The organism is Orrella sp. JC864, assembly GCF_037026685.1.
Taxonomy (GTDB): Bacteria; Pseudomonadota; Gammaproteobacteria; order Burkholderiales; family Burkholderiaceae_B; genus Orrella.
Genome location: NZ_JBANET010000005.1, coordinates 223,846 through 243,125, shown reverse-complemented (window position 1 = coordinate 243,125; position 19,280 = coordinate 223,846). Strand labels below are relative to the sequence as shown.

The 19,280-nt window shown below is 68.4% G+C and carries 19 protein-coding genes; 4 read left to right on the top strand and 15 right to left on the bottom strand.

Going from position 1 to position 19,280, the window contains the following annotated elements:
* Positions 1-53 precede the first annotated feature (53 nt).
* The 8 genes from atpA to V8Z80_RS07375 form a co-directional block, all read right to left on the bottom strand.
* Positions 54-1,595 (bottom strand): F0F1 ATP synthase subunit alpha, encoded by a 1,542-nt coding sequence (gene atpA / locus V8Z80_RS07410; protein WP_155196475.1) that lies wholly within the window; start codon positions 1,593-1,595, stop codon positions 54-56.
* Between the two features lie 31 nt (positions 1,596-1,626).
* Positions 1,627-2,166 carry a F0F1 ATP synthase subunit delta gene (locus tag V8Z80_RS07405; RefSeq protein WP_155196476.1) on the bottom strand — a complete coding sequence of 180 codons (540 nt, stop codon included), beginning with the start codon at positions 2,164-2,166 and terminating at the stop codon, positions 1,627-1,629.
* Positions 2,167-2,180: 14 nt separating this feature from the next.
* Complete coding sequence (locus V8Z80_RS07400; RefSeq protein ID WP_336061549.1) at positions 2,181-2,651, bottom strand: F0F1 ATP synthase subunit B; 471 nt, start codon at positions 2,649-2,651, stop codon at positions 2,181-2,183.
* A 136-nt stretch (positions 2,652-2,787) separates the two neighbouring features.
* The gene (gene atpE / locus V8Z80_RS07395; RefSeq protein ID WP_067757166.1) at positions 2,788-3,027 is read right to left on the bottom strand and encodes a F0F1 ATP synthase subunit C; all 240 of its coding nucleotides are present in this window, start codon (positions 3,025-3,027) and stop codon (positions 2,788-2,790) included.
* An 85-nt stretch (positions 3,028-3,112) separates the two neighbouring features.
* The gene (gene atpB / locus V8Z80_RS07390; protein WP_155197471.1) at positions 3,113-3,994 is read right to left on the bottom strand and encodes a F0F1 ATP synthase subunit A; all 882 of its coding nucleotides are present in this window, start codon (positions 3,992-3,994) and stop codon (positions 3,113-3,115) included.
* A 105-nt stretch (positions 3,995-4,099) separates the two neighbouring features.
* Positions 4,100-4,546 (bottom strand): ATP synthase subunit I, encoded by a 447-nt coding sequence (locus tag V8Z80_RS07385; protein WP_336061548.1) that lies wholly within the window; start codon positions 4,544-4,546, stop codon positions 4,100-4,102.
* Positions 4,547-4,851: 305 nt separating this feature from the next.
* Positions 4,852-6,420 carry a DUF1254 domain-containing protein gene (locus tag V8Z80_RS07380; RefSeq protein WP_336061547.1) on the bottom strand — a complete coding sequence of 523 codons (1,569 nt, stop codon included), beginning with the start codon at positions 6,418-6,420 and terminating at the stop codon, positions 4,852-4,854.
* A 179-nt stretch (positions 6,421-6,599) separates the two neighbouring features.
* Positions 6,600-7,376, bottom strand: coding sequence for an enoyl-CoA hydratase (locus V8Z80_RS07375; protein ID WP_336061546.1), 777 nt, complete (start codon positions 7,374-7,376; stop codon positions 6,600-6,602).
* Between the two features lie 45 nt (positions 7,377-7,421).
* Here V8Z80_RS07375 and V8Z80_RS07370 point away from each other — a divergent pair, with 45 nt between their 5' ends.
* Positions 7,422-9,182 (top strand): M61 family metallopeptidase, encoded by a 1,761-nt coding sequence (locus tag V8Z80_RS07370; protein ID WP_336061545.1) that lies wholly within the window; start codon positions 7,422-7,424, stop codon positions 9,180-9,182.
* Positions 9,183-9,225: 43 nt separating this feature from the next.
* Here V8Z80_RS07370 and V8Z80_RS07365 read toward each other — a convergent pair whose 3' ends face one another.
* Positions 9,226-10,161 carry an NAD(P)/FAD-dependent oxidoreductase gene (locus tag V8Z80_RS07365; protein ID WP_336061544.1) on the bottom strand — a complete coding sequence of 312 codons (936 nt, stop codon included), beginning with the start codon at positions 10,159-10,161 and terminating at the stop codon, positions 9,226-9,228.
* A 110-nt stretch (positions 10,162-10,271) separates the two neighbouring features.
* On the opposite strand from V8Z80_RS07365, the gene folB reads away from it, so the two are divergent.
* Positions 10,272-10,655 (top strand): dihydroneopterin aldolase, encoded by a 384-nt coding sequence (gene folB / locus V8Z80_RS07360; RefSeq protein ID WP_155197094.1) that lies wholly within the window; start codon positions 10,272-10,274, stop codon positions 10,653-10,655.
* Here folB and V8Z80_RS07355 read toward each other — a convergent pair.
* Positions 10,637-11,428 carry a MetQ/NlpA family ABC transporter substrate-binding protein gene (locus tag V8Z80_RS07355; protein ID WP_336061543.1) on the bottom strand — a complete coding sequence of 264 codons (792 nt, stop codon included), beginning with the start codon at positions 11,426-11,428 and terminating at the stop codon, positions 10,637-10,639. The genes folB and V8Z80_RS07355 overlap by 19 nt on opposite strands.
* 146 nt (positions 11,429-11,574) lie before the next feature.
* Between V8Z80_RS07355 and V8Z80_RS07350 the strand changes: the two genes are divergently transcribed.
* Together V8Z80_RS07350 and V8Z80_RS07345 are read left to right on the top strand one after the other, a co-directional pair.
* Positions 11,575-12,654 carry a DUF6817 domain-containing protein gene (locus tag V8Z80_RS07350; protein ID WP_336061542.1) on the top strand — a complete coding sequence of 360 codons (1,080 nt, stop codon included), beginning with the start codon at positions 11,575-11,577 and terminating at the stop codon, positions 12,652-12,654.
* A gap of 76 nt (positions 12,655-12,730) precedes the next feature.
* Positions 12,731-13,291 carry a LuxR C-terminal-related transcriptional regulator gene (locus V8Z80_RS07345; RefSeq protein ID WP_336061541.1) on the top strand — a complete coding sequence of 187 codons (561 nt, stop codon included), beginning with the start codon at positions 12,731-12,733 and terminating at the stop codon, positions 13,289-13,291.
* Positions 13,292-13,333: 42 nt separating this feature from the next.
* Here V8Z80_RS07345 and V8Z80_RS07340 read toward each other — a convergent pair whose 3' ends face one another.
* The 5 genes from V8Z80_RS07340 to V8Z80_RS07320 form a co-directional block, all read right to left on the bottom strand.
* Positions 13,334-14,650: a TRAP transporter large permease gene (locus V8Z80_RS07340; protein ID WP_336061540.1), complete on the bottom strand. Its 1,317-nt coding sequence runs from the start codon at positions 14,648-14,650 to the stop codon at positions 13,334-13,336.
* Positions 14,651-14,660: 10 nt separating this feature from the next.
* On the bottom strand, positions 14,661-15,191 hold the full coding sequence (locus tag V8Z80_RS07335) for a TRAP transporter small permease subunit (RefSeq protein ID WP_336061539.1): 531 nt from the start codon (positions 15,189-15,191) through the stop codon (positions 14,661-14,663).
* A 73-nt stretch (positions 15,192-15,264) separates the two neighbouring features.
* Positions 15,265-16,359 (bottom strand): C4-dicarboxylate TRAP transporter substrate-binding protein, encoded by a 1,095-nt coding sequence (gene dctP, locus V8Z80_RS07330; RefSeq protein ID WP_336061538.1) that lies wholly within the window; start codon positions 16,357-16,359, stop codon positions 15,265-15,267.
* A 42-nt stretch (positions 16,360-16,401) separates the two neighbouring features.
* Positions 16,402-17,994: a class I adenylate-forming enzyme family protein gene (locus tag V8Z80_RS07325; protein ID WP_336061537.1), complete on the bottom strand. Its 1,593-nt coding sequence runs from the start codon at positions 17,992-17,994 to the stop codon at positions 16,402-16,404.
* A 10-nt stretch (positions 17,995-18,004) separates the two neighbouring features.
* Positions 18,005-19,183 carry an acetyl-CoA acetyltransferase gene (locus tag V8Z80_RS07320; protein ID WP_336061536.1) on the bottom strand — a complete coding sequence of 393 codons (1,179 nt, stop codon included), beginning with the start codon at positions 19,181-19,183 and terminating at the stop codon, positions 18,005-18,007.
* Between the last annotated feature and the right edge of the window lie 97 nt (positions 19,184-19,280).

The window sequence follows — 19,280 nt, the reverse complement described above, 5'->3', positions numbered from 1 at the left end:
CGGCGCGGCGGCCATCCTTGCCGCGCCTGTCCCGCTCCTAGCGGTCAATGACCTTAAAAAGCACCGTGCTTCTTGAACTCCTGGATCGCGCTCGCCAGCTCGACGTCGTCGTCCTTGGAGAGCTCCTTCTTGTCCTCGATGCGCTGCACCAGCTCGGCATGCTTGGACTTGAGGTGATCCTTGAGCGCCTTCTCGAAGCTGAGCACCTGCGTGACGTCCACGTCGTCCAGGTGGCCGTTGTTCACGGCGTACAGCGAGACGGCCAGTTCCCAGACCTGCAGCGGCTGGTACTGGGGCTGCTTGAGCAGCTCGACCACGCGCTTGCCGCGCTCGAGCTGGCGGCGGGTCGATTCGTCCAGGTCCGAGGCGAACTGCGCGAAGGCGGCCAGTTCGCGGTACTGCGCCAGGTCGGTACGGATACCGCCCGAGAGCTTCTTGATGACCTTGGTCTGGGCGGCGCCGCCCACGCGCGACACCGAGATACCGGCGTTGATGGCCGGACGCACGCCGGCGTTGAACAGGTCGGTTTCCAGGAAGATCTGGCCGTCGGTGATCGAGATCACGTTGGTCGGCACGAAGGCCGATACGTCGCCGGCCTGGGTCTCGATGATCGGCAGCGCGGTCAGCGAGCCGGTCTTGCCCTTGACCTGGCCGTTGGTGAACTTCTCGACGTACTCCTCGTTCACGCGCGCGGCGCGCTCGAGCAGGCGCGAGTGCAGGTAGAACACGTCGCCGGGATAGGCTTCGCGGCCGGGCGGACGGCGCAGCAGCAGCGAGATCTGGCGATAGGCCCAGGCCTGCTTGGTCAGGTCGTCATAGATGATCAGGGCGTCTTCGCCGCGGTCGCGGAAGTACTCGCCCATGGTGCAGCCGGCATAGGCCGACAGGTACTGCATGGCGGCCGAATCGGACGCGGCGGCGGCCACGACGATGGTGTATTCCATCGCGCCGTGCTCTTCCAGCTTGCGCACCACGTTGTTGATGGTCGACGCCTTCTGGCCGATGGCGACGTACACGCAGGTGACGCCCTTGCCCTTCTGGCTGATGATGGTGTCCACCGCCACGGCGGTCTTGCCGGTCTGGCGATCGCCGATGATCAGCTCGCGCTGGCCGCGGCCGATGGGCACCATGGCGTCGATGGCCTTGATGCCGGTTTGCAGCGGCTGCGACACCGACTGGCGGGCGATCACGCCCGGCGCGACCTTCTCGATCACGTCGGTCTGCTTGGCATTGTGCGGGCCCTTGCCGTCGATGGGCTCGCCCAGCGCGTTGAGCACGCGGCCACGCAGCTCGGGGCCGACCGGCACGGCCAGGATCCGGCCGGTGGTCTTGACGGCGTCGCCCTCGGACACCCCGGTGTAGTCGCCCAGGATCACCGCGCCCACCGAGTCGCGCTCGAGGTTCAGGGCCAGGCCGAAGACGTTGTTGGGAAATTCGAGCATTTCGCCCTGCATCACGTCCGACAGGCCGTGGATGCGGGTGATGCCGTCGGTCACGGAGACGACCGTGCCCTGCGTGCGGATGTCGGTCGAGGCGCCGATGCCTTCGATGCGGCTTTTCAGCAGTTCGCTGATCTCTGACGGATTGAGTTGCATGTTCAGACTCCTGGAATCCTGTTATCTGGCCTTAAGCCGCCAGCGTGTCGCGCATGCGCGCCAATTGGGCCTGCACGGAAGTGTCGAGTACCTGGTCGCCCACGGCCACGCGCACGCCGCCAATCAGCGACGGGTCGACCTTGACCTGGGCGGTCAGCTTGGTGCCGAATTTCTTTTCGAGTCCGGCCAGCAGTTCCTTGACCTGCGTGTCGTCCATCTCGAAGGCGCTGGTGATCTCGGCCACGGCCACGCCTTCGTGGCGGTTGCGCAGCGCCTCGAATTGCCGGGCGATCTCGGGCAGCAGCAGCAGGCGGTCGTTCTCGGCCAGCAGGACGATGAAGTTGCGCCCCGCCTGCGGCAGCTCGCCGCGCAGCAGGCCGGCGAACAGCTCGGCGCGCTGGGCGCTGGACAGGCGCGGATCGGACAAGGCACTGCCCACCTCGGGGTGGGCCGCCACCTGCGCCATCTGCGCAACCAGCTCGCTCCAGGCCGCCAGGCCCGCGCGATCGTCACGTGCGGCACCAAACAGTGCCTCGGCATAAGGTCTGGCGACGGTCGAAAGTTCAGCCATGGCTTTCCTGAAATTTAGAGCTGGGCCTTGAGCTGGTTCAGCAGCTCGGCGTGCGCGCGCGCGTCGATTTCGCGCTTGAGGATCTGCTCGGCGCCCTTGACGGCCAGCGCAGCCACTTCTTCGCGCAGCGAATCACGCACGCGCTGGACTTCCTGCTCGGCGTCCTGCCGGGCCTGCGCCTGGATGCGGGCGCGCTCGGCCTCGGCCTCGCGGCGGGCCTGCTCGATCAACTGGGCGGCCTGTTTTTCCGCCTCGGCGATGCGGGTGTGCGTCTCGGACTTGGCCGATGCTTCGATGAGACTGATGCGCGCCTGCGCCTGGGCCAGGTCGGCCTTGCCTTTCTCGGCAGCGGCCAGGCCGTCGGCGATTTTCTGGCGGCGTTCATCCATCGCCTTCGTCAGGGGCGGCCACACGAACTTCATCGTGAACCAACCCAGTACGAAGAACACGAGCATCTGGAAGAAGATCGTCGCGTTCAGATTCACGGTCGTTTCCCTATAACACCTTTCGCTTGCGACGCGGCATGCGTCGCAAAGCACTCGATTCTGCCGGGCCGGCAGGCCCGGCCTGCCGCTTCGGCTGCTTGGTCCCGCATGGACAGCGGGCGCTTACCCGTTCCGGTCAGACGAAGGGGTTGGCGAAAGCGAACAGCATGGCGATACCCACGCCGATCAGGAAGGCGGCGTCGATCAGGCCGGCCAGCAGGAACATCTTGGTTTGCAGAGCGTTCATCAGCTCGGGTTGGCGGGCCGAAGCCTCCAGGTACTTGCCGCCCATGATGGCGATACCGATGCAAGCGCCGATGGCGCCCAGGCCGATGATGAAAGCGCAAGCGAGAGCAACGAAAGCGACGTTGGTCATGACAACTCCTTGGTTAAAAATCTGAAAGCAGAAAACAGGATTGGTGGTGATTGGATTACCGCCGGCCAGGACCGGCGGGTTTAACTCAGTGTCCCTCGTGCGCTTGCCCGATGTACACCAGCGTCAGCATCATGAAGATGAACGCTTGCAGGACGACGATCATGATGTGGAAGATCGCCCAGATGGAACCGGCCACGATATGGCCGATGCCCAACCCCACGCTGGCCGCGTTCAGGCCCGTCCAGGCGCCTCCCAGGAGCGCAACCAGCATGAACACGAGTTCGCCTGCGAACATGTTGCCGAACAGCCGCATGCCGAGCGACACCGACTTGGCGCCGTATTCGACCAGGTTCAGCAGGAAGTTCGCGGGCGCCAGCAGCACGGCCATGATGCCGTGCGCATGAAACGGGGCGGTGAACAGTTCCTTGACAAAGCCGCCCGGGTGCTTGATCTTGATGCCGTAGTAGAACATCAGCAGCAGCACGCCCAGCGACATGCCCATGGGCACGTTCAGGTCGGCGGTGGGCAGGATGCGGTGGTAATAGAGCGGATCGCCGTACTCGGCGCCCAGGCCGGTCCAGGCGTAGATGCGCGGCAGCAGGTCCACGGGCACCAGGTCCAGCGCGTTCATCAGGATGATCCACAGGAACACGGTCAGGGCCAGGGGCGAGACGAAGCGGCGCGACTGCTCGTTGGGAACGATGCTGCGGGCCTGCGTCTCGACCATGTCGACGACGAGCTCGACGAAGGACTGCATCCGTCCCGGCACGCCGGCGGTGGCGCGGCGGGCGGCGCGCCACAGGAACAACACGACGATCAGGCCCATGGCCAGCGACCAGAAGATCGAGTCGTAGTTGATGACGTTGAACTGGGCGATCGATTCCTGCTTCTCGCCGATATTGTTGAAGTGCACCAAATGGTGCTGTATGTAATAGGACTGAGGCGATACGTCGCTTGCAGCAGCCATTTGCTTCCCTACCCCGAAACTGAGCCGAAACTGAGCCGAACCCACGCCGGTCGCCACGCAGGCCGCGCGGCACCCGGTCTTGTTGAACACTTTGCCGCCGGTCTGTTACAACCTGCGGAACATCAATAGCAGCACGTAGCCCTTCATAGCACTGAACAGGCCGGCCAGCAGGGCCGGCCACACGATGCGGTCCGCACCCACGCGGACCGTCACCCACAGCAGCACGACCGCCATGCCGATCTTAAGCATCTCGCCCAGCAGGAACGCGTAGGGGCGGGCCCCGCCCGGACGGTAGACATCGAGCAGCAGCCGCAAGGCAAAAAGCGTGTTGGGAATGAAATATGCCCCCGCTCCCGCCAATGCCGACAAGCCCGCCGCAGTCCCGGCGATCGCCCAGGAAACGCCGGCCGCAACCAGCGCCAGCACCCCTTGCGCAATCAGCGCGCCCACCAGGCCACGGCCCGCGCGGGCATTGAGCGCCGCGCGCTCGTGCGGCTGCAGCACCACGCTGCGCCCTTGCGCACGCGTCGTGCCCAGCAAGCCTGACTGCATACCTGGATCCGGATCCCCCGGACTGCTGCTTGTCTCGCTACCGCCTGCCCCGCCCTGCCTGGATCCAGACAGCGCAGCCGGCATGTACTTCGGCGTCTGCTCTGGCCCAGCCACGTTCTTTTTCCGCAAGCGACAAACTCTACGAGTATAGCGTGAAACGTTTTTGACGGGCAAATAAGCCTAAGTGTTAACCCGGACCGCAAGAGGCCGCCGGAAAGGAAAGCGACTGTCACTTTTGCGCAACACCCGGGGGCAAAAAAGCGGCCCGCCGGGCCGCTTGGGTTTGCGCCTGCGAAGCGGCGGCCTCAGTCCCTGCGCACCAGGGGCGGCGCCCACTTGCCGTCCAGGGCGTCGGCCTTGGGCCAGTACAGCCGCATGTTCAGCGAGAACGGGCCCGACTCGGGCGCCGGCAGCCAGTTGGCCCGGCGGCTCTCGCGCGGGGCGTCATGGCTGACGTACAAGGTGAGCGAGCCGTCCGGGTTGTAGGTCAGCGGATCGCGGCTGCCCAGCGAATGGCGATTGGCCTGGTTCGGAATATAGCCATGGTTGGGGCCGTAAAGGTTGATCGACCAGAAAGCATTGACCGGCGGCAGCTCGTCCTTGCGGAAGTGGATGACGTAGTCGCGCCGGCCATCGAGCAGCTCGCCCTCCTCGTCCATCAGCGCCACCGGATAGATGGCGTCCTCGATGGTGTTGGCGCCCAGGCCGGCATAGGCGATGGCCGCGCGCTGGGTATAGTCGGTGCCATAGGTGCCGATGCCGCGCAGCACGGTGCGCCAGCCGTTGTAGCCGGTGCCGGCGCGGGTAAGCGCCTCGCGGATGCGTTCGCCTGCGGCCGGCGCTGCCTCGGCCAGGGCGCGCTGCACCACGGGATCCAGGTTGGCGAAGGGCACGCCGCCGCGCGCGTCCAGGCCGATGCGGCGCAGGCGGTCCAGGATCGGATAGTCGTTGGCATGCGGCGGATTCACGCGGGCCGACTCGGCATACAGGGTAAAGAAAGTGTTGGCGTCCATGCGCGCCACCTGCTCGGCCGCCGGGGTCTGGGTATCCCAGACGGGCTGCTGGGACTGCTGCGCCGCCGGCTGTTGCGCCAGCGGCGTGGGCATCCAGGCACGGCCGGCGCCGGCCGCGGCGGACGGACCCATCGGCGCGGGCGGGGCCGCATAGCGCGACTGGCTCATGGGGGTGGCCGACAGGCCGGACTGGAACTGCGCCACGTTGGCGATGTCCTTCGCGCCGTTGGCCTGCACGCGCACGCTCATCCAGCCGGTGGCGGTGGGGCTGCGCACGATCTCGATGTTGTTGGGCAGCGCGCCCCGCCATTCCGGGCCCACCAGGGCGAAGACCTGCTCGCCGCCGCCGGTGGTGCGCGGCCCGCGCACGGCGAACTGGTCGGACCAGGCGTCGAAGATCGGGGCGAAGTAATAGCGCCCGCCCGCATCGGGCAGGTGCACGATCAGGGGCTCGGCCGTCAGGTCGAACCACAGGTTCGAGTACAGCATGTCCTGGCTGGGCCAGGCGGCGTGCGGGGTGTCGGCGCTGGGGAAGGCGTTGGTATGGCCCCACTGGTTGATGGGCGCGCGGCCCGGGCCGGCGGCGCTGGTGGCGATGCGGCGCGTGACCTCCTGCAGCACCAGGGGATAGGCATAGACATAGGCATCGACCGCCGTCTCGCGCAGCTCCTGGCCCGACATGGGCGCCACCGTGGCGTAATGCTGCAGCGGCTGGGCGCCCCCCTGCCCGGACACGGGCGTTTCGGACACCAGCCTCAGGCTGTGCTGGGGCTGGGCCTGCGCGGCGAAGACCACGGCCAGGCCGAAGGCGCCGGCCAGTACCGCGGCCGAGCACGTACTCGAGAACAGGGGACGACGCATGAGGGACTCCTTTGTGCTTGTTGCCTTGCGGACCGCACCATCTCCCCCTTCCTGCCGGCGCAGCGCAGCGCCTGGGGACCCGCCTGGCCACGGCCCGGGATCAGGTTTTTCAGCTTATTCAAAGAGGCTGAAACAAGGTATAGGACAAAGGTATCAATAGGTCTCAGCGCCGCCCGCCCTCAGCGGTGCTTGAAGTCGGGCTTGCGCTTCTCGACGAACGCGGTGGTGCCCTCGGTCTTGTCGGCCGTGGCGAACAGCGAGTGGAACACGCGGCGCTCGAACAGCACGCCTTCGGCCAGCGACGACTCGTAGGCGCGGTTGACGCTTTCCTTGGCCATCAGCACCGAGGGCAGCGACATCGAGGCGATCACCGTGGCCGCCTCCATCGCCTCGTCCAGCAGCCGCTCGGCGGGCACCACGCGCGAGACCAGCCCCGAACGCTCGGCTTCCTGCGCGTCCATGGTACGCGCGGTCAGCACCAGGTCCATGGCCTTGGCCTTGCCCACCGCGCGCGGCAGGCGCTGCGTGCCGCCGGCGCCCGGGATCAGGCCCAGCTTGATCTCGGGCTGGCCGAACTTGGCGGTTTCGGCGGCGATGACGATGTCGCACATCATGGCCAGCTCGCAGCCCCCGCCCAGCGCATAGCCGGCCACGGCGGCGATCACCGGCTTGCGCACGCGCCGCAGGGTCTCCCAGTTGCGGGTGATGAAATCGCCGCGATAGACATCCATGTAGTCCCATTGCTGCATGGCGCCGATATCCGCCCCCGCCGCAAAGGCCTTTTCGCTGCCGGTGATGACGATGGCGCCCACCGCATCGTCGGCATCGAAGCGCAGCAGCGCCTCGCCCAACTGGTTCATCAGGTCGTCGTTCAGGGCGTTCAGCGCCTTGGGACGGTTGAGCGTAAGCAGCGCCACGCGCCCGCGCGTCTCGGTCAGCACCAGGGATTCGCTCATGGGATGTCTCCTCTTGCAGGGATGGGTGGGAAGTAAGATAGCGCCATGCAGAACAAGCCCCTACTTTACCGCCTGCAGCCTTACGATCCGGCAGGCCACCGCTTTCGCGTCACGCTGGCCATCGAGGCGCCCGACCCGGACGGGCAGGTGGTTTCGCTGCCCGCCTGGATCCCGGGCAGCTACCTGATCCGCGATTTCTCGCGCCAGATAGAAACCCTGTCCGCGCGCGCCGGCCGGCGCGCGGTGCCGCTGCAAAAGATCGGCGACCACAGCTGGCGCGCCGCGCCGTGCGCCGGGCCGCTGGTGCTGGAGTACACGGTCTACGCCTGGGACCTGTCGGTGCGCGGCGCGCACCTGGACGAGAGCCACGGCTTTTTCAACGGCACCAGCGTTTTCCTGCGCGTGCATGGCCAGGACATGCTGCCCTGCCTGCTGGACCTGGCCGAGCCGCCTGGCATCGCCGGCTGGAAGGTCTACACCAGCCTGCCCGAGGCGCGCGGCTGGCCGGGCGCGGCGCGGCGCCACGGCTTCGGCCTGTACCTGGCGCCCGACTACGACGCCCTGATCGACCACCCCGTCGAAATGGGCACGCCGCAGGTCATCGGCTTTACCGCCCACGGCGCCGAGCACGAACTGGTCTTCACCGGCCAGGCGCCCAACCTGGACCTGCCGCGCATCGCGCAGGACGTGCGGCGCATCTGCGAGGCGCAGATCGCCTTCTTCGAGCCGCGCACGCGGCGCGCGCCGTTCCTGGACAGCGCCCGGCGCTACGTCTTCATGACCCATGTCACCGCCGACGGCTACGGCGGGCTGGAGCATCGCGCTTCCACCGCGCTCATGGCCGCGCGCAAGGACCTGCCCGCGCGCGGGCAGGCCGGGCTGGGCGAGGGCTACCGCCGCTTCCTGGGCCTGGTCAGCCACGAGTATTTCCACACCTGGCACGTCAAGCGCATCAAGCCCGCCGCCTTCGTGCCCTACCGGCTGCAGGCTCCCAGCCATACCCGCCTGCTGTGGGTGTTCGAGGGCTTCACCTCCTACTACGACGACCTGCTGCTGCTGCGCTCGGGCGTGATCGGCCGCTCGGCCTACCTGGATTTGCTGGGCAAGACCATCAGCGGCGTCATGCGCGCGCCCGGACGCCGCAAGCAATCCGTGGCCCAAAGCTCCCACGACGCCTGGACGCGCTATTACAAGCAGGACGAGAACTCGCCCAACGCCCTGGTCAGCTATTACACCAAGGGCGCGCTGGTGGCGCTGGGACTGGACCTGACCATCCGGCAGGCCACGGGGCGGCGCCGCTCGCTCGATGACGTGATGCGCCTGATGTGGCGCCGCTATGGCCGCGACTTCTATGCCGGGGCGGCGCAGCGCGGCGTGGGCGAGGACGAGATGGCGGCCCTGGTGCGCGAGGCCACCGGCGTGGACGTCGCGCCATTCCTGCGGCGCCACGTCGAAGGCACCGAGGACGTGCCGCTGCAGGCGCTGCTGGCGGCCGAAGGCATATCCACCACCTGGAAAGCGGCGTCGAGCCTGCCATCCCTGGACGTGCGCACGCGCCGCCAGGGCGAATCCGTGGCGCTGGCCACGGTCTACGAGCATGGCGCGGCGCACCGCGCGGGCCTGTCGGCCGGCGACGTGCTGGTGGCCATCGACGGACTCAAGGTGGAAGGCGGCAACCTGGATACGCTGCTGCAGCGCTACCGCCCCGGCGATACCGTGGCGATCCACGTATTCCGCCGCGACGAGCTGCGCCTGTTCAGGCTTCGGCTGGCCGAGCCCGCGCCGCTGGAATGCCGCCTGGACTGAGCCCGGGCCGGGCGCGCCGCGCCGGCCGTCGGGGCCCGCCTGGCTAGCCGTCGGCCAGCCGGGCCGATTCCACCTCGGCCTGGATCGCCTTGGCGGCCACCACGCCATCGGCCAGCGCGGTGACCACGCAAGGATGCATGCGCTGGGCGGCCTCGCCAATGGCGTAGACCCCGGGCACGCTGGCCCGGGCGCTGGCGGCATCGGTCAGGATGAAGCCGCGCGCATCGCGCACCAGGCCCAGCGGATCGGCAAAGCCGGCCTGCGGCGCCCAGCCGTGGAACACCAGGATCAGGTCGTAGGGCCGCCCGTTGACGGTGCGGGCGCGCACGTCCACCTCATACGGACCCAGGAAGACATCGCGCCCGTCCGCCCGCGCCACCCACTGGCGCTGGGCCCGCACGCTGCGGGCGTACAGGTGCACCTGGCGCGCGCCCCGGCCGCGCACGTAGCCGTAGTTCTCGAAACCGTTGTCCCCGCCGCCCAGCACCGCTACCGACAGGCCGGCGTAGTCCTGCGCGGCGATATGGCTGCCCGGCCCGTACAGCACGCCCGGCGCGGGCTCGCAGCACCCGCCCGGCCCCAGGCCGCGCGGGCGCACGCCGCTGGCGATCACCAGGCGCGGCGCCGGCAGCCGCCAGGGGCCGCCGCCGGCGGCATCGGCCAGCTCCAGCACGAAGCCCTGCCCGTGCCGCCGCGCCGACACGACCTGCTGGCGCAAGCGCATGGGCACGCCGGCCTCGCGCAGGCTCTGGCCGATGTTGGCCGCCACCTGCATGCCCGTGACCCCGGGCAGCACCGCGATCCACTGGTCCGGATAGGGGTTGTCGCGCTCCAGGCCGCCCGGCGCGTGGCCGGCCTCCAGCAGCAAGGGGCGCAGGCCCAGGCGGGCCAGCCACAGGGCGCACGAGGCGCCGGCCGGCCCGGCCCCGACGATGGCCGCATCGATTTCGCCTTGCGGCGCGTGTCCGTGCTGCTGCATGAGCTCCATCCCAGATGCCGGCTGTCCCTTCATGAAGCGCGATTGTAGACAGCGCGGCGCGCGGCCCGGGGGCGCACTACAATTCGCGCACCTTCATTCGCGCCTTCATCATGTCCACCCGCCGCATCTTCTTTTCCCGTCTCGCGCTCGATGCCCGCATCGGCATCCTCGAACACGAACGCCGCGCCACCCAGCCGCTGCACGTGGACGCCGAGATCGACCTGCGCGTGACCGGCCCCGTGAACGACCACGATATCCATAGCGTGCTCGATTACCGCCACCTGCGCGAAGCCATCGTGCAGGAATGCACCCAGGCGCACGTGAACCTGATCGAGACGCTGTGCGAGCAGGTGGCCAGGCGGCTGCTGGCCGACTTTCCGGACATCCAGGCGGTGCGGCTGCGCATCAGCAAGCCGATGGCGTTCTCGGATTGCGCGGCGGTGGGCGTGGAGGTACGGGTGGCCCGCGGCCCGGATTACCAGGACACCGAATAGGCGCCCGGGAAAGTCTGCTCGACGAACTGGCGCACCTGCTCGGACTGGTAGGCCTTGACGAAGCGCGCCACGCGCGGATCGTCCTTGTTGTCCTGGCGTGCGGCGATGAGCACCACCGCGAACGGCGCTTCGCGGCTTTCCAGCGCCAGCGCGTCCTTGGCCGGCGACAGCCCGGCGGGAATGGCGTAGGCGGAATTGACCGCGGCGGCATCGACGTCCGAGAGCGAATGCGGCAGCTGGGCGGCCTCGATCTCCACGATCCTGAGCTTCTTGGGATTTTCCACGATGTCGAACACCGAAGCCGTGACGGTCACGCCAGGCTTCAGGCCGATCAGGCCGGCGGCCTGCAGCACCAGCAGGGCCCGCGCGCCGTTGGTCGGATCGTTGGGGATGGCCACGGTGGCCCCTTGCGGCAGCGCATCGAGGGAGGCGTGGCGCTTGGAATACACCCCCATCTGCTGTACCACGGCGCTGCCCACGGGCACCAGCTTGTAGCCGCGCGCCTTGTTCTGCGCCTCCAGGAACGGCCGGTGCTGGTAGATGTTCAGGTCCAGTTCGCCGGCATCCAGGGCCGCGTTGGGCTGGATGAAGTCGCTAAATTCGACCAGGCGCACGGCCAGCCCCTGCGCCTGGGCCACCTCGCGCGCGACCTCGGTGATCTGCGCATGGGGACCGACGGTGACGCCGACCACCAGGGGTTTTTCCTGCGCGGTGGCAGGCAGGGCAAACGTAAAGGCGGCCGCCCAGGCGGCCACGGCATGGCGCAAGCGCATGGCAAAAGACTCCGTATCGATCAGGAAAGCGCGCAGTTTACGATGGATGGCGCCCTGCGGCGCACCGGCCGTTGGGCGACAATAGAGGGCATGGCGCCGCGCGGCGGCGCCGCCTTCGCGACAACGATCATCCCGCAACTGCGCTCATGGCCGAATTCACGCTTCATCCCCACGCCCGCGACCTGCTGGCCGACCACTACAGCGGCATCGACGCCGACCTGCCCGAGCTGCTGACGCTGCTGTTCGCGCGCAGCGCCGGCGAGGACTGGCACAAGGCCGGCACGTTCAAGCACCACCTGCTGGGCGTCTACCGCACCCTGGCCCTGTGGAACCAGCCGCGCGAGGTGCGCCTGCTGGGCCTGTTCCACAGCGTCTACGGCAACGAATACGTCGATCTCACCCTGTTCGACCGCGACCGCGAGCGCGAGGTGCTGCGCCAGGCGCTGGGCCAGGAGGCCGAGCAATGGGTGCATCGCTTCTGCGCCATGCCGCGCACGGCCTTCGTGCAGCGCCTGCTGCAGGCCCAGGCCCAGGACGAGGATCTTTCGGCCGGACTGGCGCTGGCCGGTCCGGACGGCCAGGCCCATGCGCTGTCGGGCCGCGAGGTCGCCGCCTTCGCCATCGTGTCGGCCGCCGACGTGGCCGAGCAGTGGCACAGCTGGCAGGACGAGATCTTCGCCGGCTATCCGCACCAGGCGCGCCGCGAACTGGCGCCGAACTGGGCCGCCTCGCTGTGGCCGGGGCCGCTCAAGCCGCCGGCCAACGTGCTGCACATGCTCTCGCGCCTGCTGCGCCCGGTGGCCCGGCTCTCGGGCACGGGCCTGCCGGTGCCGCCGGCCTTCGGCGGCTGCGCGGCCACCCTGGAGGCCGCCGACGAAGCGGCCGCCAGCGCCCTGTATTGGCAGGCCATCACCCGCATGCATCCGCTGACCGAGATGGACAGCGTGCGCCATATCGTGCAGGCGGCCGCCGCGCACAATCCCTGGGTGGGCGAGCCGCGCCTGCTGCTGGCCCAGCTGGCGCTGACCGCCGGCGACTGGGACGGGGCCGCCGGACATGCCGCGGACGGCCTGGCGGCGCTGCAGGCATGGGGCACGGCCTGGGACAAGCGCATCGACTGGACCGGCTGGATGGCCTGGGGCCGCATCCTGCTGCAAAGCGCCCGGCAACGGCATTGGCCGGCCACGCTGGGCGGGCTGAACGGGCTGGGGCTGGTGCAGGGCTAGGCCCCCCCGGATGGCCGGGCCGACCTACAATCGGCTCCGGTGGCGCGCCAAGGAGAAAAACGCAAGGGAGACGAGCATGAGCGACCAACACCTGGCTTTGCTGGCATTCAAGGAGTCCCCTGCTCCGCAGGTGGTGTGCAGCGCGCGCCGCATCTCGGAATGCAATCATGCGTTCGCGCACCTGTTCGGCTACAAGCGCGAAGAGCTGGTGGGCGAATCCATCCTCAAGCTCTATCCCTCGTTTGCCGACTACCACGAGATCGGCCAGCGCTGCCTGCGGCACCTGCAGCGCAACTGCTACTACGAGGACGAGCGCTTCATGCAGCACCGCAGCCGCGAGATATTCTGGGCGCGGGCGCGCGGCATCACGCTGACATCGGACGATCCCTTCGAACTGATGATCTGGAGCTTCGAGCGCATCGCCGACAATCCGGCCAAGACCGCCAACCTGACCCGGCGCGAACGCGAGATTTCCGGCTACGTGGTCAACGGCCTGAGCTGCAAGGAAATCGCCGCGCGGCTGAACATCTCGCACCGCACGGTCGAGGTGCACCGGGGCCGCATCATGCGCAAGCTCGAAGCCAAGAACACGGCCGAACTGGTCTCGCGCATCATCATGGTCCACCGCAATACCTAGCCGCCCGCCGTGCGGCCGCCAGTGCAGCCGCGCGGGCTGGCGCTACTTGCCCAGCATCATCTCGGGCAATACGGTGACGATGGCCGGAAACGCGAACAGGATCGCTGTGGCCACGAACTCCATGATGACGAACCACCAGGCGCCCTGGAATATCCGCGTCAGCGGCGTGCTGCGGTCGATGCCGGCGATGACGAAGACGTTCAGCCCCACCGGAGGCGTGATCAGGCCGATCTCGCACATCTTTACCGCCAGGATGCCGAACCAGATCGGATCGAAGCCCAGCGACACCACGGTGGGGAACATGATCGGCAAGGTAATGACCAGCATCGAGAAGGCATCAAGGAACATGCCCAGCGGGAAATAGGACAGCAGCAGCAGCGCCACGATCAGCAGCGGCGGCACGTTCGACGCCACGACGGCCTCGGCGATCTGCTGCGGGATCTGCGCCAGGCTCAGGAAAAGGCTGAACAGGCCCGCGCCCAGCATGGCGAACAGCACCATCACGGTGGTGGTGATGGCGCTGCGAAAGCTCTCGTAGAGCCGGCGTCCCAGCGCGGGCCTGGCCTGCCGCGCGCACAACAGCATCAGCAAAGCCGCGAAGGCGCCCACGGCGGCGGCCTCGGTGGCGGTCACCACGCCCAGGTAGATGCCGCCCAGCACGATCAGAAAGAGCGCCAGCACCTGCCAGCCATCCTTGAGCGAGGCCAGCCGCACCCTCCAGCCCTGGCGGGGCACGGCCGGGGCCGGCACCTTGCCGCTGGCCGTCACCGCCCAGATCCCGACGATGAAGACCAGCGTGGACAGCAGGCCGGGCAGCACCCCCGCCACCAGCATCTTGCCCGCCGAGACCTCGGTCAGCGCGGCATAGAAAATCAGCAGTACGCTGGGCGGAATCAGCACGCCCAGCACCCCGCCCGCCGCGATGGCCCCGGCCGACAGGCGCGGGTCGTAGCCGGATTTCTTCATTTCGGGGATCGCCACCGCGCCCACCGTGGCGGCCGTGGCCACGCTCGAGCCGGAGGTCGCGGCGAAACCGGCGCAGGTCAGCACGCTGGCCATGGCCAGCCCGCCGCGCAGATGGCCCACCCAGTTGCGGGCCACGCCGAACAGGCGCGAGCCGATGCCAGCATGGTGGGCGAAAGCGCCCATCAGGATGAACAGCGGGATCACCGTCAGCAGGTACGAGGCCGACTGGGCATAGGAAAATGACTTCAGGCGGTTCAGGACGAAGGCCAGGTCCTCGATCATGACGATGCCGGCCACGCCGGCCAGGCCCAGGGCGGCGAATACCGGCACGCCCAGCAGCAGCAATACGAAGATCAGGCCGGTGGCGATAAGGGTTGCGGTCGTTGCGTCCATGCCGGGCTCCTTAATGCGCCGCCGCGCGTGCGCCTGCTTCGGGCGGCGGCGCCGGGCGGCACAGGGCCGCGGCCGCGCAAGCCAGCATCTGCAAGGCGCCGAACCACAGCCCGGCCGCGACCGCCAGCTTGGCCCACCAGATGGGCACTTCGACATAGCCCCAGCGGAATTCGCGTATGGCCACCGACTCGATGGCCTCGCCCGTGGCCGGATACGCCAGCACGGCAAGCAGCACCGCGGCCAGCAGCCATGCCAATGCGTCCAGCATGCGCGCCGCGCGCGGCGGCAGCCGGTCCTTGAGCAGCGTGACGCGGATATGGGCCTGGTCGGCCTGGGTCCAGCCCAGGCCCATGAACACGACCATCACCATGGCGAGCTCGGAGATCTCGAACACGCCCGCAATAGGCCGGCCGGCGGCAAGCCGCGCCGCCGCATCGACGGTGGTGCCCAGCATCATGAACAGCAGGAACGCCAGCGCCACCATGCCGGTCAGGTTGGCGGCGGCGCGCAAGGTGCGGGCGATCAGGGTGTCTTGTGTCATCGTTCGAACGGCGCAGGACGCGGCAACAGGGATGAGCGGGCAGCATCCGGCCAGGATGCTGCCCGCAAGGCGGTCAGGCCTGGGCGGCCAGTTCGTCGAAACGCAGCAGCTTGCCCTGCGGGTCGTACTTGGCGATGGCCTGCCCGATCAGGGCCTGCATCCCCTCGCCATCGATGCCCGCCGGCTTGGCGACCCTTTCCACCCAGGATTGCACCTGCGCGGGCTGGACCAGCTGCCTGGCGCGCGCCTTTTCCTCGTCGGACAAGGACGAGAACTTCGCCCCCTCGGCCAGGGCGGTCTTGACATACTGGCGCGCCGCCGCATCGAAGATCTCGTTGTACTTGCCGGCGTAGATCTCGGCGACGATGTCGTCGCAGATCGCCTTGACCGGATCGGGGAACGACTGCCAGGTACGCTGGTTGATGATGGTGGCCGAGGGCCCGTGCGGACCGTCGCCGATATCGGTGAAATGCGGCGCGATCTCGTGCAGCTTGTAGGCCACGGCGGTGATGAAGTCAAAGCCGTATACGCCGTCCAGCACGCCGCGCTCGAGCGCGGTATAGACCTCCGGCGCGGCCATCGGCACGGCCGTGCCGCCCAGGCGCTGGATCACGTCGTTGGCTACCCCGTAGCCGCGTATCCGCTTGCCGCGGATGTCCTCGACCGAGCGGATGGGCTCGCGCGTGACCAGCGGCGCGTAATACCAGTTGGTCCAGTACATGACCTTGGACCGGTAGCGCTGCTCCCATTCCGTGCGCAACGGCTCGAACTGCTCGTATACGTCGCGGCACACCAGTTGCAAGGCATCGGCGCGCTGCATGCGGAAGTACCATTCCAGCCCGCGCGTGACGGGCAGCTGGGCCTGGTAATAGCCCGGCGAGATCAGCGACATTTCCGATGTGCCGTCGCGCACGGCGGACAGGTGCTCGCCGACCTTGTTGAGCGACTGCGACCAATAGCGCCGCACCTTGACCTGGCCGTTGCTGCGCTGCTCGAGCTGCTGCAGGAACCATTCGTCCAGGCGCGAGGGCCCGGCCGTCTCCGAGATATAGCTGTCGAACTTGATGCTGACCGGCTTGCTGGCGGCGTAGGCGCGTGCCGACCAGACCGCCGGAGCGGCCACGCCTGCCAGCAGGCCGGCGGTCTTGATGAAGTCTCTTCTTTTCATGGCTTGTCTCCTCGTGGTTGGTAAAGCGCCGGCGCGCCCGCCTCAATCCTGGCCGGACCGTCCGGCGCCGCCGGTCCGAAGGTCATCGCGCAGCACGGTCTTGGGGATCTTGCCGTAGCTGTTCTTGGGCAAGGCATCGCGCAGGCAATAGCGCCTGGGCCTCTTGAACGCCGCGATCTCCTGGCGGCACCATTGGTCGAGCTCGGCGGGATCGAGCGCGCGCCCCTCGTGCGCCACCACGAAGGCCACCACTTCCTCGCCCCACTGCTCGCTGGGCGCGCCGACCACGGCGACCTCGCGCACCGCGGGGTGGCGCGCCAGCACCTCTTCGACCTCGCGGGGATAGATGTTCGAGCCGCCGGAGATGATCACGTCCTTGCTGCGGTCGGTCAGCGTGAGAAAGCCCTCGGCATCGAGCCGGCCGATGTCGCCGGTACGCAGCCAGCCGTCGGACAGGGCCGCGCGGGTGGCGGACTCGTTGCGCCAGTAGCCGGCCATCACCGTATCGCCGCGCACCACCACCTCGCCTTCGGCCTCGGGCGGCAGCGGCCTCATGTCCTGGTCCACCACCCGCACCGCCACGCAGCTTTGCGCCGTCCCCACCGACGCCAGCCGCGACTGCCAGCGCGGATGGCCCGTGTCCGCGATGACCTCGCGCGAGAGCGCCGTGATGGTCATGGGGCTTTCGCCCTGCCCGTAGATCTGCACGAAGCGCTGGCCCAGTACGCGCAGCGCCTCTTCGATATCCGCCCGGTACATCGGCGCGCCGCCGTAGATCACGGTGCGCAGGCCCGTGCCGTCGCTGCCTTCCTGGCGCGCCTGCTCGACCAGGCGCTTGACCATCGTGGGCGCGGCGAACAGCGACATGGCGCCGCAGCGCCGCGCGCATGCCAGGATCTCGGCGGGATCGAAACCGCGGCTGTCGGGCACGATGTGGCGCGCGGCCTTGCGCACGTACATGAAGTGGTAAAGGCCCGCGCCGTGCGACATGGGCGCGGCGTAGAGCATGCTGTCGCCGGGGCCGACCGGTTCGACGTCCACGGCATAGCAGAACGCCATCGCCGTCAGGTTGCGATGCGTCAGCATCACGCCCTTGGGCCGGCCGGTGGTGCCGGACGTATAGAACAGCCAGGCCAGCGCCTGCGGCGTCAGCGTGCGGGGCGGGTCGATGGAAAACCTTGGCGCTGCGCTCTGCCCGGCGGATTCATGCGCAGGACCGGCCCCCGACTGCGCGGCCCGGGCATAATCCGCGCCGTCCACCGCAAGATGGCGGCAGGCCTGCGGCACGCACCCAGCGGGAAGGTCGGCCAGCCCGTCGGTGAACACCACGCCGGCCTGGGCGTCGTCCAGGATCCAGCCCACTTCCTTGGGATGCAGCTTGGGATTGACGGGCACGACCACGGCGCCTATCCACCAGCAGGCGTAGAACAGTTCCAGGTATTCGACCCGGTTCTTCATGAAAAGCGCGACCCGCTCTCCTTCCCGCACGCCGTGGACCTGGGCCAGCCAGCGGCCCAGCGCCTGCGCGCGGGCGGCGAACTGGCCGTAGTCGGCATGCAGCCGCATGCCGCGGTACAGGGCCGGATTGCGGGGATGGGACTGCGCCGCCGCATGCAGCCAGGTGGCAATGTTCATGGGCCGACCCTCAGGCACGCACGGCTTCGAGCACCGAAGCGTAGTTGGCCACCGCCGCCCCGCCCATGTTGAACACCAGTCCCAGGCTGGCGCCGGGACACTGCATGGCGCCGGCCTGCCCGGTCAGCTGCCGGAAGGCCAGGGCGTGCATGGACACGCCCGTGGCGCCCACGGGATGGCCCTTGGCCTTCAGGCCGCCCGACAGGTTGACGGGCAGGCGCCCGCCCCGCTGCACGATGCCCTCGTCCAGCGCCTGGCGCCCGCGCCCGGCCGGCGCCAGCCCCATCGCTTCGTAGATCAGCAGCTCGGCGATCGTGAAGCAATCATGCACTTCGGCAAAGTCCAGGTCGTCCAGCCGGATCCCGGCTTGCTCGTAGACCTGCGCCAAGGCAAGGCGGGGGCCTTCGAAGGCCAGCAGGTCGCGCTCGCGCAAGGGCAGGAAGTCGTTGACCTGGGTAGCCGCGCGCAGGCGCACCTCGCGGGCATAGCCCCCCGCATCCTGGCTGCGGGCCAGGATCACCGCAGCCGCCCCGTCGGTGATCAGCGAGCAATCCGTCAGGCGCAAAGGCGCGGCGATCACGGGGTTCTTGTCCGATACCGTGTTGCAGAAATCGGCATCGACCTCGCGGTGCATCTGCGCCAGCGGATTGTGCATGGCGTTGCCGTGGTTCTTGGCTGCGATCTGGGCCATGGCGGGCAAGGGGTCTTCGTAGCGCCGGGCATACTCGCTGGCGGCCCGGGCGAACAGCTGCGGGAAGCTCAGCCCCGACTCTTGCGGGTCGTTCTTGTAGCCGGCGCCGGCCAAGGCCTCGGTCACCTCGGCGGTGCTGCGCGAGGTCATTTTTTCCGCACCCACCACCAGCACCGTGCGCGCCGCGCCGGCCTGCAGTGCGCGCATGCCCGCGTGCAGCGCCGCCGCGCCCGAGGCGCAGGCGTTTTCGCAGCGCGTGGCCGGCCGAAAGCGCAAGGCGGGCGAGGCCTGCAGAACCAGCGACGCGGCAAAGGCATCGGGGACAAGCCCGGCGTTGAAGTTGCCCAGGAACACCGCGTCGATCTGCCCCGGCTCGATGCCGGCCTCTTCGATGGCCTGGGAAGCGGCCATGACGATAAGCTGCTCAAGGTTCAGCGCGTCCAGCCGCCCGAAGGGGGTATGCCCGCTGCCCACGATCGATATCGAATCGCCCTGCATGACTGTCTCCACGTATGGAAATTCTCTTTTTTCCAGTGTGGAATGCAGCCCTCCCGTACGTCCATACGTGCAGCCACGTACAAAAATACGTATGGGG